The organism is Corynebacterium sp. HMSC070H05 (genome assembly GCF_001837615.1).
Taxonomy (GTDB): domain Bacteria; phylum Actinomycetota; class Actinomycetes; order Mycobacteriales; family Mycobacteriaceae; genus Corynebacterium; species Corynebacterium coyleae.
Map to the genome: position 1 here is coordinate 1 of NZ_KV833319.1, position 16962 is coordinate 16962.

Consider the following 16962-nt stretch of genomic DNA (forward strand, 5'->3'; position numbering starts at 1 on the left):
CGAGCCGAAAGCACAAACGGCTACACCACTTCACGGGACTTGACCCAATCTATGAGCCCTCTGTCATGGCTTTAAGCGCCGCAACGTGCTGTGCATAGGCTTCTGTTCCAGTCTGGGTCAACGCGACCCAGACGGCGTCTTTCGCGCGCGTGGAGCCATATTCGCGGGTGCGGCTGATATAGCCGCTGTCCTCAAGATGTTTCAACTGCTTGGAAAGCGTATCGGCAGGAAGCTCGGTGAGCTCTGCAAGCACGGCGTATTTCATCTGCCTGCCGCCGGTTGCGCCTGAATGGAACAGCGTGGCACAAATTTTAAGCCGATTGATGGGGTGGATGACCGGATCCAGCTTTGCTGGGCGTGGTGAAGGATCCTTAGACATTGACGCCCTTTACGGCGGCGTTGCGGTTCTCATACAACATCCATGCCGTCGCCGTAGAAACAACGACGCCGCAGACAATCATCCACGGCCAAGTATCAGGCGTCGGCACGGTGGAGAACATCATGGCACCTGGCAGCAGTACTCGTGACCAGGTGGCGCGATCATTACTCGGCCCCATATTGGGATTGACCCGAACGAAGGGGTTCGCAATCTTATCTTTGAGGAGATAGCCCAGAACGAACGTCGGTACAAGAACCGCGAGGCCGTACCACCATGACAGCTTGAATAGCGCGATACCGCCGCCGGCGCCAAGCGCCACTATCGCCACCGCCCACCAGCTCTGCGTCCACGTGGTGCGCTTTTGAACGTCGTGAATGATCTTAAGGTCGTCGCTCATCGTTCTTCTCCCTAACGTCAACTTCACTGGCTTGCAATTAAGGCAAGTGTAATACTTGCCTTAATTGCAAGTCTAATGCTTGCCAAGTGTGCAAGTGAAAGACTGTGCATAGTGGGGATACAGCTACGCATGGGGTCTAACGGGGCTGGTGGTCTGCTACTGTGACATCTGGCCGACTTTTATTGACTGAGGCTCCACGGCCTTACATCGCCCATCGGGTAGTGCCTTTGCTGGTTGTTCCATTGCGTTTGGTATCACCGCCGCAGTAGCAGCGTGGTCGGTTCTTTGGCATTGAGCCACCACACCACCGCCTACTACCACAGACTGGCAGCCACACCGGGGATTCACCGTGTTGAGGCCAGATATATGCTCCCAAAGCATATATTTCACGCTACCCTACAGGTCAGAACCTAAAAATCCCCGATCCCAGACACACTTTCTGGCCCCTTACCCCCAGAAGACCTACTCCAGCCCGAAGAGCTCCCGTTGGAAATCCGTGGGGTTCTTCAGCTTCTCGGATTCGGGCAGTGGGCCGGGGAGGGTGGTGCCTGCGGCGAAGGGGGAGCCCGGGAGATGGTCGCGGCCGTGGGGTTGGGTGAGGCCGGAAAGGTCGGGCCCGGAGGGGACGATCCGGGTGGGGTTCACTTCGCGGTGGACGATGTAGTAGTGCTGTTTGATCTCCGTGAAGTCGGTAGTGTCGCCGAAGCCGGGGGTTTGAAACAGCTCGCGGAGGTAGCCGTAGACGTTTGGGAGTTCGGTGATCTTGTTGCGGTTCGTCTTGAAGTGGCCGTGGTAGACGGCATCGAAGCGGATGAGGGTGGTGTAGGCGCGGATGTCGGTCTCTGTGATGTGTTCGCCCATGATGAAGCGGTGGTTGGCTAGGCGGTCTTCGAGCCAGTCGAGGACCTCAAACACGTCGTCGTAGGCTTCTTCGTAGGCGTCTTGGGAGGCTGAGAATCCGGCGCGGTACACGCCGTTGTTGAACTTGCGGAAGAGGAAGTCGTTGATCGCCTCCGCCTCTTCGCGCAGCTCTTCCGGTGGCAGCAGGTTCGGGGCGCCGGGGCGGTGGTAGGCGGTCCACTCGGTTTGGAAGTCGCGGACCATGGAGTTGTAATCGTTCGTCACCACCTTGCCGCTTGCTTCTTCCACGATTGTCGGCACGGTGATGCCGCGCGGGTAGTCGGGAAAGCGTGCGAAGTATGCATCCTGCAGGCGGGGGATCTGTAGCACGGGGTCCACGCCGCCCGGATCCAAGTCGAAGGTCCAGGAGCGCTTGTCGTGAGTCGGGCCAGCCAGGCCCAAGGAGATCACATCTTCCAGCCCCATCAGGCGCCGCACGATGACAGCGCGATGCGCCCATGGGCAGGCACGTGCGGCGATGAGACGGTAGCGGTGCGGCTGCACGGGCCAGTGCGAAGCTTCATTGCTTATCGACGACACAATGCGGTCACCGATATAGTTCGTATCCCGCTTGAACTCGCCGTCTGTTGAGGCGTTCTGGGCATCGCCTGCCCAGTCCTTCTGTGCGTCTGTAGTCATCGTGTCCTCCCTTATCGCGTGAAAAGTTTGTGACACGTCAACTATAGGCTGTTTCTGATCATGAGCGAGGGGGGATGTGCTGTTGCAAGAGGATGAGCAGTGTGACGGAAAGCCCGGAGACAGGCCCAGAGACAGGCCCAGAGACAAGGCAATACAAAGCCTTCGGATGGCGCGAATCCTGGGCCTTCATCGCGGTCATGGTGTTTCTCTCCCTAGCTGGCTTCTTTATGGTCGATGGCGGTGAAAGGGCGCTGGAACCCCTTGACCGAGCGCCGGATCCATAGCCGTGCCATTTTGGGACACGCCCGCACCTTCGGTTTCGGGCCATTACCAGAGCGCTTATCCGGAGAAGCCTTCTGCTCCCACTCCAGCGGGGTAGTGATCGTCCCCTGAGTACGGGGATTCCCCGGATTTACAGGCTGATTCACCGAGAAGATTGTTAAAAACGCCTGCGGATTCTTGCGCCCATCCTGAGTCTTCGTCCACGCGTCACTCAATGGTGTGCTGGTTTTGCGCGATCTCGGTTTCAGCAATGTCTATCAAACGCACGAGACGGGGCTTGAGTCGCATGCGAGGTTAGGCTAACCTAACGTAATAATGGTTATTATCTTCTGAGAGGGCAACACAGTGCCGCTTGTGACTGATGAACCCACCACAGCGACCAATGAGTCGACGAGTCGGCCGAGAGGGGGCGGCACCGCCGACGACGGCCCGCGAACCCGATCACCTAACCCGAAACCGCCGCGTGGACGCGGCCCACACACCCGGAGACAGAACCAGATGAAGTCGATTGCCCAGATCGTCCAGAACAACCTCAGACTCCTCTCGGCCTACGAGGACAAGGTCCAGCCGAGGTTCCTCAGCCGCTATGCGCGTGAACCGATGGACGCCGCCGTCGAAGGGCTCGGGGCCGGACGGAATTCCACGTCGCCGACGTCCTCGCGCCGCTCGGCAGGGTCGCCGGGCAGCGAGGTCGAGGACCTCGCCGAAGCCAACGGGTTGAAGCTGGGCGGAGCCTCACACGTCGGCATGGTGTACTTCTGCACTCTCACGAAGAAAAGCGCGATCGGGGAGGCGGGCAAGTGAGCGCTGTGGACGGGACCGTAGGCCCGTGGTCGCTGCTCGCCCCGATTCGGACCCGGATGCGGGCGGTGGTCGCGTTATCTGTCCTGTCGTCGGTGGCTACCGTCGCTTCGCTGGTCGGCATCATCGACATCGCGATGACGTACCCGGAGGCCCCGGAGCATCGGACGTGGTTGGCCGTGGCTGTCATCGTCGTCGCCGCAACGGTGCGCATGGCCGCAGACGGCGCCGCCGGCATGCTCTCGCACCGGGCGGATAACGACCTGCAGCTCCACCTCCGGCGCCGGCTGGTCGCCCAAATCCGGAAGTTGCCGCTGGGCTGGCTGGACGCCCGGCGCTCGTCGGGAATCATCGAGTCGGTTGAGAAGGACGTCGCGGCTGTCCACCAGCTCATGGGCCACACCGTCGGTGAGACCGTGGTGGCGGTGCTGGTTCCCCTGCTTTCCCTCATCGCGCTCGTCGTGGTGGATTGGCGGATCGCGGTGGTGGCGGTCGTCCCGGTGCTGGTCACCTTCGCCCTGATGGGCGTGATGATTTCGCGCGGAGCCGCTCTTCAGCGCGACTACGAGCGAGCCTCCGAAGGAGTGACGGCCGCGGTCATCGAGCTGGTGCGCGGTATCCCGGTGATGAAGTCCTTCGGGCGCGCTAACCAGGGCGCGGGTCGCTACGATGCCGCGGCGTTGTCGTTCGTCCGCGCGTGGTCCGCCTGGTCCCGGCAGTCGAACATCTATCTCGGGCTCATCGACGTGGTGACGTCCCCGACCACAGTTCTCGCAGTGGTGTGCGGGGCCGGCCTCGCTCTGAGGGACGCCGCGGGCGGCATACCGGAGGGTCTCGTCGCCGGGCTGGTTCTCAGCCTTGGACTCTCCGCGGCGATCGTGCGGGTGGCCATGAACTCCGAACCCATCATCGCGGGGATCGCTGCCCTGAAGTCCATCGCGGAGGTACTGAGCACGCCGCCGATCGCCGAGCCCGCCGATCCGGTGCCCGCGCGCGGAGGCGCGCTCGAGGTCCGGAACCTGGTCTTCTCCTACGGCGATGGGCCGCGGGTCCTCGACGGGATGTCCGCGACGTTCGAACCAGGGACCCTCACTGCGCTGGTGGGGTCCTCCGGTTCCGGAAAGTCCACCGTCGCCCGGCTGTTGGCGCGTTTCCACGACCCTGCTGAAGGCTCGGTGCTGCTGGGCGGCGTCGATCTTCGCGACATTGCCGTGCGCGACGTGCACCGCTCGGTGTCGGTGGTGTTCCAAGATCCGCAGTTGTTCACGCTGCCGTTGCGGGAGAACATCCGGCTGGCCAGGAGAGACGCCACCGACGACGAAATCATGGCGGCCGCGAAGCTCGCGAACCTCGATGCGGTCATTGCGGCGCTGCCGAAGCGCCTGGATTCGGTGGTCAACGTCGACGTGACCTTTTCCGGTGGTGAGGCGCAGCGCGTAGCCATCGCGAGGTCGATCGTCACGGACGCGCCGGTGCTCATCTTCGACGAGGCAACCGCTTACGCGGATCCGGCTTCCGAGGCCCTCATCCAGTCCGCAATCGAGCGTTTGGCCCGTTCGCGGACGGTGATTGTGATCGCGCACAGGTTGAGCACGATCCGCAACGCCGACCGCATCCTCGTTCTCGATGGGGGAGCGGTCGCGGAGGCGGGTACCCACGACGAGTTGCTCGCGCGCGGTGGCCGCTACCGGGATTTGTGGCGCGCGTTCACGCTCGACGACGAACCATCCGCCCCGCGGGGCGCTGAATCAGACGATGAAAAGGTGGGGAACCGATGATTCGAGACTTGTGGTCGATGACGGATCGGCGCTCGAGAATGACGCTGGTGTGGCTCATTGCGTTGGCCACGCTTGCCGCGCTGGCCCAGGGAGCGGCGTTCGTCGCGCTGCTGCCGCTGCTGTCGGCTCTGGCCGAGGGAGATGATGCGACGGCGTGGCGTTTCACCGGCGTCATCGCCGGCCTCGCGGCCGCCCATGCGGTGCTGTCCCTCGCCGCGGGGACAGTCGGCAGGGCGAATTCCGCAGCGGTGCTGTCGTCCCTGCTGCATTCCCTGGGCGAACGCGTGCTGACGTTGCCACTCGGGTACGTCACCAAGTCCACGGCCGGCCGCTTTTCGGAGATGGCGTCGTCGGGTATCGCGTTCGCGGCGTCCGTGCCGCACGTGATCCTGCGGCCCGTCATCGCCGCGGTGGTTACGCCGACCGTCATCGCCTTCGGAATTCTGGCGGTGGATTGGCGCGTCGGTTTGGTTCTTGTCGCGTCGGCGCCGGTGCTCTTCTTCGCCTACCGGGCCATTGGCCGGGTCGGCGGGGAGTCGGACGAAGCGCATGCTGAGGCCGTCGCTGCCGTCTCCAGCAGGCTGATCGAGTTCACCCGTGGCCAGCAGGCGATTCGCGCCGCGGGCGACGGTTCGGCGGCGGACGCGATGGTGGATGAGGCTATCCAGGCCCAGCACGATGCGTTCGCGAAGGCGACGTCGACGCAGGGGGCGGCCATCGGACGGTTGGGTTCGGTCGTCCATGCAGTGTTCACGGCGGCGGTGATCGTCGCCGTGGCAGTCGCCGCGACGGGCGGGATGGCGCCGGCGCATTTGGCGCCGATACTCATCGTGCTCGTCCAGTTCACCGGACCGATCACCACGGCGGGAGCGTTGTCCGGCGGTTTCGGTGCGGGCCGCAACACGTTGGCTGCGTTGCGTGACCTGCGGGCAATCCCCGCTCTTCCCGAACCTGCCGCACCGGAGCTGCCCGACGGGTATGACGTGGAGTTCCGCGGCGTGAGCTTCGGGTACGGAGATAAGAAGGTTCTCGACGGCGTCAGCTTCCGTGCACCTCAGGGAGCGCTGGTTGCCGTAGTGGGACCGTCGGGGTCGGGCAAGACGACGGTCATGCGGCTGCTGTCGCGTTTTCATGATCCGGACTCGGGGGAGATCCTCATCGGCGGGGTGCCCTTGCCTCGGATCGGCACCGACGGCGTGAACTCGCTGGTGACCCCGGTGTTCCAGGAGACGTTCCTTTTCGACGCGTCCGTGCGGGACAACGTGGTCTTCGCCGACCCCGGATTCGGTTCCAGGCCCGGTGACGGGGACCGCTTGCGCGAGGCCGCCCGGCGTTCCGGGGTGGACCGCATCGTGGAGCTGCTGCCTTCCGGGTGGGATACCCCAGTGGGGGAAGAGGGGACGCTGCTGTCGGGAGGTGAGCGGCAGCGCCTCGCCATCGCCCGGGCGCTTCTGAAGGATTCCCCGGTGGTGCTTCTCGACGAGCCGACGTCCTCGCTGGATGCGGCCACTGAGCGGGCGATCGTCGGCACGATGGAGGCGTTGCGCGGCGATCACACTGTGATCGTCGTCGCCCATCGCCTGCACACCATCCGCGATGCCGACCTCATCGTCGTGCTTTCGGAGGACGGGACGGTCGCAGAACGGGGCACGCACGATGAATTGCTGGCGAAGGGCGGCCGCTACGCCGAGTCTTGGGCGTGCCGGACGGGGAGTTCCCCGGGATCCAGATCCAGCTCGTCGTGGACCACCACGACGACGGCATCGGAGAAGCGCGGATAGCTAGTTCATCTAGCGCCAGATTGGCTTAGTTCCCAGGAGCCAAAGCGCACCGCGCAGACACCCCAGTGGAGGAGCAAGAGCACGAGGAGGGCCAAGGAAAGTGTGTGCCAGCCTTCGTCCCAAGCACCCAAGCACAGGGTGCCCACGGGGAAGGTAGAGCCCCACCAACCAGGGCCGTAGGGCGCCCAGTGGAGGACAGCCTCGTAGAAGCAGTACATGGCGTAGAGGACACACGGTGCGCCGAGGGTGAACATGATGAGGCCGTACAGGTGGGCGTCGAAAAGCAATGTCGATGCTGCCGTCGACTGGCCGACAACACCGAGGGGAATCCACGCTGTACCCGCGGCGGCGCCACGTGGGCGCGTGCGGGACCAGTAGCAGTAGAGGAAGAGTGGGATCGCGGTGAAGAACGTGAGGAAGAAGCACAGCTCACCCGCGTAGTGATAAAACTCGCCGTGATGGGTGGCCAGCTGCCCGCCGGATGTCGCAGCGACCATCGGGGACACGAGCGCCAAGCCCCACGGGAACGCAGGCTCGGTGTAGTGCGCGGACTGCTTCCACAAACCCCAGAGTTGCCACAAGCACACGATGATGGCCAGTGGCGCACCGACCCACCAGCTGAACAGCTGGAACGCATCGTTGCCCGTGAGTGCCGTCCACGCCGAGCCGCACGCGGCAGCCCCATCGCGTACATGCCCCACGCCGCCATGTTCTGGTGCCGCGGCGGCTCATTGCGCACGCCGACCGTGAACACAACAAGGAGTCCCGCCGCGATGAGCGCAAACACGAGCTGGGCTACATGAAATCCATGTAACCCAGTCAAACTCGACGCAATCGAGGTTCCCATTAAAGCACCGGCCCAAGCGGGACCGAACTTTGGCAACGTCATAGGACTAACGCTAGGCCTGCCACCTCGTCTCATCCACTTTGGGTCGGGGCTTTGTGGTTTTTAGAACGCGAATGGCCTGAAGCGCGCGACGGCGCCGGGTGCTTCGAATCGACGGAAAAGACCACGCCAATTGCCCATCACGGATTCGCATCAGTAGGGTGAAAACATGTCGAAGAGCCAGGCGCAGCGTAGCGTGTCGCGCAACCCCCGCACACGCCGACGCTCACCCGGTTGGGTGCCCGACCAACACGGCGCCTGGTTTATGGTCACCGTCCCCGCTATTACTGGTGTCATCCTGGCGCCGTCGTGGACTGCGATTCCCCTGTTGCTGACCTGGTGGCTCGGCTATTTCACGTTTTTCGCCAGCAGCGTCTGGATCCGCTCGCGCTTCCGCGAACGCAACCGGCCCCCGGTCCTTGTCTACGGGGCGCTCGCCGCCGTCGCGGGCGTGACAACGCTGATCTTCGACTGGCGGCTTCTCATGTGGGTCCCGGCGTTTGCGCCATTGGTGGCCATAGCCGTGTTCGAGGCATGGAAGCGGCGTCCGAGATCGCTGTTGTCGGGTGTGTCCACTGTCGTAGCGGCCTGCCTCATCCTGCCGGTGGCCGCCTGGGCCGGGGGAGGCCTGGATGTGGAAGCGTGGGCCGCATTTGCCGTGTACCTGGCGTACTTCGTTGGCACTGTGCCCTACGTGAAGACGCTCATCCGTGAACGTGGCTCCAGGCCCTGGTTCATCGGGTCGGTGGGCTATCACGTCGTCGTGCTTGTCGCCGCCGTCGTCGCCGTGCTCGTAACCGGCGGGCATCCGTTCCATCCAGCGATCATCGTCCTGGCCGTCGTGTTTCTCGCGCGGGCGACGCTGATGCCGATTACCGGCGCACGTCGTGAGAAGCCATGGACGCCGAAGGTCGTCGGACTTCTGGACGCTGCCATCACAGTGCTGGTGGTCATCGTTGTGCTGCTCTGAGGCGCCCCATTCGCTGTCTCGTCACTTTGGCTGATCGAGATACAGCCCATGGCTTCCGCCGTATGATGTGGTGCATGAACTGCCGGAATGTCCGTATCAACTCCGTCGCGGCGCTTATCCTGAGCCTGTTAGGGGCGGCGTTCTTTGCAGTAGGGCGGATTCTGTTTGGGGTGGGCGGATGGCTCGTGTTCTACTCCGTTCCAGCTGGGGTGATCGCCGCACTTGCGCTTCTTGCTTTGTGGTTTATCCCCGTACGCCACGTGAAGGACGGCCCGCAGGCAGGGCCGTATAAGTCCTTCGGGTGGCGTGAGTCTTGGGCCTTCATCGCGGTAACGGTGTTTCTCTTCCTCGCCGGCTTCTTTATGGTCGATACCGGTGACACTGAAGAGAGCGTGAAATCCGTTTTCACCCAGCTTGTAGGGAGACGGGCGTTAGATCTTTCTTCAACATTGTGTTTGCTCTGTGTCCTTGGAGTGATTGTGTCCTACATCGTGGGCGTTGTTGTGGCGGTGAAAGGACGCAAAGGCGAGATACAGGACAGGGGCCAGGCAAACATTCCTTCACCGACGAAACCGGTCTCACCCACACCGGGTGGGATGAGGTAGGTGCCGGTTTTGGTGGTCTTGAGATATTCGAGAAGCATTTCGTCGCGCGACATGGATCGGTGCACAGTGGCAAACCTCCCGCTCGTACGGTGAAACACCAACATTTGTTGTCCGAAAATGAGTGATTCCTGTGGGACAATCAGGCGTCTACAGATTCACAAGGAAGCAACGATGACTGACACCTCAGAGATCCTCGATTCGATCACGCCGAAGCAAACTGCCAAGGTCAACAGCCTCAACGCTGCCATTTGGCAGACCGCAGATGATTACCTGCGGCTTATTGTCCCGGCCGAGAATTACGGTGACTACATCATTCCGTTCACTGTGCTCCGTCGCCTTGAAGGTCGATTGGAGTCGACGAAGAAGGACGTATTAGATCTCGTCCACCGGGAGAACGTGAAGGGAACAGATCCCTCGATTGTGAATCTCAAGATCGAGAACATGTTCAAGCTTCGTTTTTGGAACACGTCTCAGTTGTCTCTCGAACGCCTGGCCACCTCCGACGACACGTTGAAGGAAGGGCTGCTGCAGTATCTCAGGGCGTTCTCTGCAAATATCCAAGAGATTTGGAAAGCGTTTGAGTTCGAGAAACTCATCGACTTCCTTGACCGCAATAATCAACTCTGGAATGTGGTGAACCATTTCGCGTCCATCGACATGTCTGACGAGGCACTCCAGGATCAGACGATGGGCGACATCTTCGAGAACCTGATGTATCGTTCCTTCGCCAGAAAAGCGAAAGACGCCGGTGAGTTCTACACTCCGCGCGACGCGATTCGTCTGATGACGTCCATTCTGTTCACCTCGGACGACAGCGAACTGGAGGAAGACGGCATCATCCGTTCCGTCTACGACCCCACCGCCGGTACGTGCGGCATGCTCATCGCTGCACGTGATGCGCTCCGGGCTATCAACCCAGGTATTGAGATCGTCGTTGCAGGACAAGAACTCAAGGAATCTTCATTCGCTATGGGCAAGTCTGATCTGCTCATGCAGGGGTTCAAGAACCCAGAAGTGTTGAAGTTTGGCAACTCCCTGACCAATGATCAGTACGCCGACGAAACCTTTGACTACATCATGGCGAACCCGCCATACGGTTCGTCCTGGAAGGCATTCCAGAAGGACGTCAAGGCGCTCCAGGAGCAGGGCGATCCACGCTTTGCTGAGGGGCTTCCCGCTGTCAGCGATGGCCAAATGCTGTTTCTGATGCACATCGCGCACAAACTCGCTGCGGCTGATGGTGCAACGAAGGGTGGTCGCGCTGCTGTGGTTACGAATGGCTCCCCGCTATTTACCGGCGATGCCGAAAGCGGTCCGGACAGTATCCGCAAGTACCTCATCGGCGCGCAAGGTGGCACCGAAGTGCTGGACACGATCATCGCGCTGCCAAATGACATGTTTTATAACACCGGCATTGCCACCTACATCTGGATCCTTGACAGGAACAAGGAACCACGTCGTCGTGGCAAGATCCAGTTCATCGACGCGACCGAAATTTGCGCCCCGATGCGTAAATCGATGGGTAACAAGCGTGTCGAGTTCTCTGAAGACAGCATCCGCGACATCACGAAGATCTACAAGGATTTCGAGGAAAGTGACCGCTCTATCATCGTGACAGCTGATGAACTGACTTACCGCGATGTGCCGATGTTTAAGTTGGCGCACTACGCCGTCAGCGTCACCGACGAGACTGTGGCGGAAGCTATGAGTCATAAGACCGCATTTCCAGAGCATGAAGCAGTCATCCGCGAGATGAAAGGGCGCGAATACAACGACCTGTCTAAGGCGCTCAAGTCTGCTGCGAAGGAACGCGGTGTGAAGATGGGCGCGCCACTGCTTCGCCACATTATGAAGGCGTTGGCAGTGGAAGATGAGAATGCGCCTGCATCTCTCGATGAGAAGGGGAACCCGGTCGTGGACGCTGCTTCCAAGGTGATCGAGCGCGTCCCATACTTGGAAGACGTGTCCGAGCATATGGAGCGTGAGGTGCTCCCGTTCGTTCCGGATATGCAGTGGGACGAGTCCTTGGCGAAGGTTGGCACGGAACTACCGTTGACCCGCCTGTTCTACAAGCCAGAAGAGTCTCGCTCCTTGGAGGAACTGGACGCGGATATCGCTGACTCCCTGGATCGTATCTACGCCATGTTCGGAGAGGTGCGGGCAGATGACTGAGTTTCACCCGAACAAGTTGGGGTTGATCTCCACGATCTTGCAATCGAATGTCGATAAGAAATCCAAGCCGGATGAACCCGCTGTCGAACTGTGTAACTACACGGATGTTTACTACAACGACACGATTACAACGGATCTTGATTTCATGAAGGCAACCGCCTCTCCGGATCAAATTGTGAGGCTCCGGTTGGCGGAGGGTGATGTCATTATCACGAAGGACTCCGAAACAGCGGACGATATAGGTATCCCTGCATACGTAGATTCCACTCATGATTCGCTCGTCTGTGGTTATCACTTGACGGTTCTTCGTGCTCATTCCGGAAAAGTTTTCCCGAAGTTTCTCTACTACTTGATGCTGAGTAGGGAAACAAGCGAGTATTGGGAAAAGCGTGCGAATGGAGTTACCCGCGTCTCGATTCCTCAGCAAACAGTTTCATCATTACCAATTTCCCTTCCTGATCTCGAAACCCAGCGCTGTATCGCTGATTATCTCGACAAGGAAATCAGCGAGATGGACGCGCTGATCGAAGAGTTCGAAGGGCTGGTCGGAAGTCTTAGGTATCGCAAGAAGCGTTTCGTGGAGTTTGAGTTTCAGAAAAGCGAAAGATGGAATCTCGTCCCGCAACGATTGAAACTTTTGGTAGATAGTGAAGACAACCGCCGTGTTCCAATTGATTCTGGGGACAGAAAAGATATCCAGGGAGAGTACCCGTACTACGGGGCATCCGGAGTCATCGATTACGTAAACGATTACATCTGGGACAACGAAAAACGTTTGCTAGTTTCCGAAGATGGGGCAAACCTAGCAATGCGTAATCACCCTATTGCCTTCGTTGCAGATGGGCAGTATTGGGTAAACAACCATGCGCATGTTCTCAAGCCTCGACATAACTATCCCGCAGAACTGCTCGCTGCTGCAATCGAGATTTCCCCGATCCACCATCTAATCACTGGGAGCGCCCAGCCTAAATTGACCGCTTTCAACATGGGGGAGATTGCATTTCCCTTCCCGAAAGATACTGATTCTGCCATCTCGATGAATGTCTTCATTCAGGAGGAATTGTCACGCATGGACGCACTCATCGAGGAATCCACCAAACTCATCGAAAACCTCAAAGCACGCAAAACTGCGCTGATCACTGAAGTCGTAACGGGGCGGAAAGAGGTCTAATCATGGTGAACCCGATTCTTGAAGAAGCGATGGAACTGACCATCTGCCGATCTCTCAACAGCCAAGGTTGGATCTGGAACGAGGGTGCCAACGACAAGGGGTTCGACCCCGAACTTGGACTGTTCCCCGAAGACGTACTCCACTGGCTGAAGTCCCAGTATCCAGAGGAGTACGAGCGTGCGATTCCGAAGACAGCCAACGACACAGAGCGAAAATCTCGCGAGCACCGGCTGTTAAAGCGCCTGACCAAGGAACTCGACTACACGCCAATTCTTGATGGCATCACCAAGAAGGTCAACGGCGGACTTCTGGGCACGCTTCGAGATGGGTTCTCGTTCACGCAGACAGACCTCGGCACTGTGAACTTCCCGGACATGGCGGGCTTCTACCCGTATGACCCGGCGAAGACGGATGTGATCGACAAGGCGAAGGAAAACCGCCTACGCGTGCTGCAGCAAGTCCACTTTGAAAAAGGTGGTTTTGGCGAGATTGACCTTGTGCTGCTGGTCAACGGCATCCCCGTGATCACGATGGAACTCAAGACTGACAACACGCAGTCGATTGACGATGCCGTCAAGCAGTACAAGCACGACCGCAAGCCGAATCGCTCCAGCCGCCCGCTGCTCAACCCTGGCCGCTGCCTCGTCCACTTCGCGGTGTCCTCCCGTGAAGTCACGATGACCACAGAACTCAACGGCACCGATACCGTCTTTCTTCCGTTCAACCAGGGAACCGAGGAAGGCCGCGCTGGCAACCCCGACAACCCCAACGGGTACAACGTTTCCTACCTGTGGGAGTGGGTGTGCTCACCGGATCTGCTGCTGCGCATCCTGAAGGATTACGCGCTGTGGGAGCCGTCCATGAAGGGCAATGAGGGGCGCCTGATCTTCCCGCGATTCCACCAGTTGCGCTCTGTTGAGCGTGTCACCAGCGATGTCGCCACCAACGGCACCGGCAGGCGCTATTTGATTCAGCACTCTGCGGGTTCAGGCAAGACGAAAACCATTGCATGGTTGGCGCACCGTGCCAACAAGATGATCCATGAAGACGGGACGAAACTTTTTGATTGTGTAATCGTCGTCACGGATCGCACCGTGCTGGATAAGAACGTGGCGGATGGACTCTCGCTGCTCCAGGCCTCTGAAGGCATGGTCATCAACATCACCGGTGACGACACGTCCAAGTCCGAGAAACTTAACCACTATCTCACCCAGGGCAAGCGCATTTTGTCCTGTACGCTGCAGACATTCCCGGCACTGGCGAAAACGATTGACCGTTCTCCGAAGCTGCGAGACCGCCGTTGGCTGGTCATTATCGACGAAGCGCACTCGTCCCAACACGGCAAGACCTCCCGCACACTGCTGGAGACTCTTTCGGACACTCCTGATGAGCTTGCGGAAGCAGCAACGCGAGCGGCTGCGGATATTGAAGACGAAGAGATGCTCGATGGTGGGGCAGCGCTCAGCGAGCCTGCCGGTTCGACTCAATCTGGCGGGCTCACGCGTGCCGAAAAGGACCGTCTGCAGCAGCAGCGAGATTCGGCAGTCGCCCGCTCGTCGAACGTCACCCTCGTTGCGCTGACCGCAACGCCCAAGGCAAAGACTCTTGCTGTGTTTGGCGAGCCGTCCCCGGACAACCCAGAGAAGTACGTGGCATTTGACCTGTACTCCATGGCGCAGGCAATCGATGAGAACTTCATCCTGGACGTGCTCCAGAACTACATCTCACTGTCGCTCTACGCCAAGATCGAAGATCAACTTGGCCGCGAAGACGACGTCATTCTTGGCGAGGCAAAATCTGCACTCAAGCATTTCGTTCGCTCCCACGAGAAGACGATCCACTCCAAGGCCGAAGTTGCCGTCGAGCACTTCAATAACAACGTGCGCTTCCTGCTCGGATCGACCGCGAAAGCAATGGTCGTTTGCGACGACCGCATGAGCGCATACACCTGGTTCCGGGCGGTTCAGGACGTGATCAAGTCCAATCCGAAATACCACGGGATCGAAGCACTTGTGGCGTTCTCTGGTTCGCTCGACGTGTCCAAGGACGAGGACATCGAGGAGATCGTTACGGAATCCTCCCTCAACAACGAGAACGCACCTGAGGGGCATCGTCGGATGGAAACGACGAAGATGTTCGACGGTGCGGCGTACAAGTTCCTCATCGTGGCTAACAAGTATCAGACCGGCTTTGACGAACCTCGCCTGTCAGCGATGTACGTGGATAAGCCACTGTCCGGCGTGATGGCGGTGCAGACGCTCTCGCGTCTGAACAGGACGATGCCGTCGAAGAATAAGACCAAGACTTTCGTCGTCGACTTCGTCAATGACCCCGAAACGATTCTTCACTCGTTCCAGCCGTACTACTCGCAGGCGTCTATTGACACCGAGGTAGACCCCGACGTACTTGCAGATCTTGCTCGCGTACTGGACACCTCCCAGTTCTACGACGTCGAGGAGATGGAAGCGATCGCCGACACGGTGATGGACCGGGACATTGACGTAAAAAAGAAAGACAGCCTGATCCGAATCGGGATCGATCCAATCATTACCCGGTGGACCGAGTTCTACGGAGGTGCTTTGATCTCCAGGGACAAAGACAACGAAGCAGTGGCCACAGATTTCCGTGCGAACCTGGTGAAGTACGTTCACGCGTGGGACTTCTTGAGCCAGTTCATCGACTTCCAAGACATCACTCTGCACAAGCGTGCGATCTTCGCCGACCTGCTCGCGCGCAACCTCAAGCTTGGCAAGAAAGCACGCGAGGAGGACTACGTCACCGGCGTCGAGGTAGTGAAGACCGCGGTCATGGGTGACGTCGAAACAGGCGTTGAGCTGAAACTCAACATCGAGGATTCGCGAGCACCTCTCCCTGTTCCAGGGTTCGATGGTCGTGTCTCTACCGGTGGGGCAGGGGATCCGCTCCAAGGCGCATTCCGCGAAGCAGTGGAGCAGGTCAACGAGCTGTTCTCCGCTGCGGGCATCGACATGTCCAACTCGGCGAATACTCGCATGGTTCACGCGGTGTGGGAAGCGTTGGCTAACGACGAAGAAGTGGAAGCCCTTGCCACCAAGAACCCGCAGGAGGCGTTGGCGAAGTCACCGAAACTTCGCGACAAAGTGCTTTCCGCAATCTTGGGTGCCGACGCTGAGCACGAGCAGTTCACTAACCTCATGCTCGGTGGCGAAGACGCGCTGAACGTTCTCACCGCTGCAATGTCCCGTCTTGCAGTTGCCGCAATGGAAGACAAGGCGCGCGGGATTGCTGTGCCGGACGACGCGCTCATCGGTGGTGCGGAAGAACCCCAGGATGAGTCGCCGGTTGAACGTCGTATCCAGGACCTTCTCGATGTAATGCTCATGCACGCTGGTGCTTCTACTGTTGAGGAGCAACTCGCGCGGTCACTGGACGAAGCGCTGTCGTACCGTGGAACCTCCAACGTGTTCGAGGTGGTTCGCTCACAGTTCGTCGGACACTCGCTGCCAGTGGACGGTGATCTGTACCAAGGCGTCGTGATGTACGCGGTGGAGCACTACTAAGGGGCAAGGACGGGGCCGATATCTTCTGAAAAGAAAACTGACTAGGCCAACTCCAGAGGAACATGTCCTACTTGGTGTCCGTTTGGGTCGAGGAGCCACCCATAGACCTTTTCCATGCGGTAAGCGATCTCGTAGCTAACAATTTCAGCTGCGGGCGCTTCGCGCTCGATCCGCGTTAGCAAGCTGGTGATAAGCGGGGTATCGCGGATACCAAAAATAGCGACAACGTTGTCTTTATTGAACACTTCTGCGCAGAATCGGGACTCGGCCCATTTGCCCATGCGGCGTACGAGCTCGTTTGCAGACTCGGGACTAGTGCGCAGGATTACAACCAAAGAAAACTTATAGTCGAACTTTCGGCGAGCCACATCACACCGAAAGACGATCACTTGACTGTTGATAAGGAAATCTTTTGATCGTTGTACGAGATGCAACGGTGCTTCCACTTGTTTCGCTAGCTCACGAAGGGGTATGGTCAAGTCCCGTGAAGTGGTGTAGCCGTTTGTGCTTTCGGCTCGGTATGAAGTTGGGGGTTTGGTTAGGCGGTTAGTTGGTGGTGGTCACCATGGTCGTCTCCTTGTCGGTGCATGAGGTGTTTGGTGTGTTCGAGTGCAGTCAGTGACATGTAGCGCTTTTGTTGGATCCAATCGTCGTGCTGTTCA

Annotated in this window: 13 protein-coding genes; 8 read left to right on the forward strand and 5 right to left on the reverse strand. The window is 59.4% G+C overall.

The genetic code is table 11. The features are described from left to right. Positions 1-49: 49 nt before the first annotated feature. The 3 genes from HMPREF2617_RS05840 to HMPREF2617_RS05850 form a co-directional block, all read right to left on the reverse strand. Complete coding sequence (locus tag HMPREF2617_RS05840; RefSeq protein ID WP_070422684.1) at positions 50-379, reverse strand: transcriptional regulator; 330 nt, start codon at positions 377-379, stop codon at positions 50-52. After that, positions 372-776 (reverse strand): hypothetical protein, encoded by a 405-nt coding sequence (locus tag HMPREF2617_RS05845; RefSeq protein ID WP_070422685.1) that lies wholly within the window; start codon positions 774-776, stop codon positions 372-374. The genes HMPREF2617_RS05840 and HMPREF2617_RS05845 overlap by 8 nt, the downstream gene beginning before the upstream one ends. 462 nt (positions 777-1238) lie before the next feature. Next, positions 1239-2315 (reverse strand): glutathione S-transferase family protein, encoded by a 1077-nt coding sequence (locus tag HMPREF2617_RS05850; RefSeq protein ID WP_070422686.1) that lies wholly within the window; start codon positions 2313-2315, stop codon positions 1239-1241. A gap of 780 nt (positions 2316-3095) precedes the next feature. Here HMPREF2617_RS05850 and HMPREF2617_RS05855 point away from each other — a divergent pair. Genes HMPREF2617_RS05855 through HMPREF2617_RS05865 form a run of 3 tightly spaced genes read left to right on the forward strand, consistent with a single transcriptional unit; the run spans position 3096 to position 6957 of the window. Continuing rightward, positions 3096-3401, forward strand: a complete 306-nt coding sequence (locus HMPREF2617_RS05855; RefSeq protein ID WP_070422687.1) for a hypothetical protein — start codon at positions 3096-3098, stop codon at positions 3399-3401. Then, entirely contained in the window at positions 3398-5176 is a 1779-nt protein-coding gene (locus tag HMPREF2617_RS05860) for an ABC transporter ATP-binding protein (RefSeq protein WP_070422688.1), read from the forward strand. The genes HMPREF2617_RS05855 and HMPREF2617_RS05860 overlap by 4 nt, the downstream gene beginning before the upstream one ends. A gap of 38 nt (positions 5177-5214) precedes the next feature. After that, the gene (locus HMPREF2617_RS05865; RefSeq protein ID WP_246821707.1) at positions 5215-6957 is read left to right on the forward strand and encodes an ABC transporter ATP-binding protein; all 1743 of its coding nucleotides are present in this window, start codon (positions 5215-5217) and stop codon (positions 6955-6957) included. 5 nt (positions 6958-6962) lie between these two features. On the opposite strand, the gene HMPREF2617_RS05870 is transcribed toward HMPREF2617_RS05865, so the two are convergent. Continuing rightward, a complete protein-coding gene (locus HMPREF2617_RS05870; RefSeq protein ID WP_246821706.1) occupies positions 6963-7658 on the reverse strand; it encodes an SLAC1 family transporter in 696 nt (231 codons plus the stop codon). A 354-nt stretch (positions 7659-8012) separates the two neighbouring features. Here HMPREF2617_RS05870 and HMPREF2617_RS05875 point away from each other — a divergent pair, with 354 nt between their 5' ends. The 5 genes from HMPREF2617_RS05875 (at position 8013) to HMPREF2617_RS05895 (ending at position 16300) form a co-directional block, all read left to right on the forward strand. Next, the gene (locus HMPREF2617_RS05875; RefSeq protein WP_371441294.1) at positions 8013-8813 is read left to right on the forward strand and encodes a YwiC-like family protein; all 801 of its coding nucleotides are present in this window, start codon (positions 8013-8015) and stop codon (positions 8811-8813) included. Positions 8814-8887: 74 nt separating this feature from the next. Further along, positions 8888-9418, forward strand: coding sequence for an MFS transporter (locus tag HMPREF2617_RS12070; protein WP_168167267.1), 531 nt, complete (start codon positions 8888-8890; stop codon positions 9416-9418). Between the two features lie 171 nt (positions 9419-9589). Then, on the forward strand, positions 9590-11590 hold the full coding sequence (locus HMPREF2617_RS05885; protein WP_070819830.1) for a type I restriction-modification system subunit M: 2001 nt from the start codon (positions 9590-9592) through the stop codon (positions 11588-11590). After that, on the forward strand, positions 11583-12761 hold the full coding sequence (locus tag HMPREF2617_RS05890; RefSeq protein WP_070452925.1) for a restriction endonuclease subunit S: 1179 nt from the start codon (positions 11583-11585) through the stop codon (positions 12759-12761). Before HMPREF2617_RS05885 ends, HMPREF2617_RS05890 begins: the two co-directional genes overlap by 8 nt. Before the next feature lie 2 nt (positions 12762-12763). After that, complete coding sequence (locus HMPREF2617_RS05895) at positions 12764-16300, forward strand: type I restriction endonuclease (protein WP_070840304.1); 3537 nt, start codon at positions 12764-12766, stop codon at positions 16298-16300. A 41-nt stretch (positions 16301-16341) separates the two neighbouring features. Here HMPREF2617_RS05895 and HMPREF2617_RS05900 read toward each other — a convergent pair whose 3' ends face one another. Beyond that, positions 16342-16746: a hypothetical protein gene (locus HMPREF2617_RS05900; protein ID WP_141750427.1), complete on the reverse strand. Its 405-nt coding sequence runs from the start codon at positions 16744-16746 to the stop codon at positions 16342-16344. Between the last annotated feature and the right edge of the window lie 216 nt (positions 16747-16962).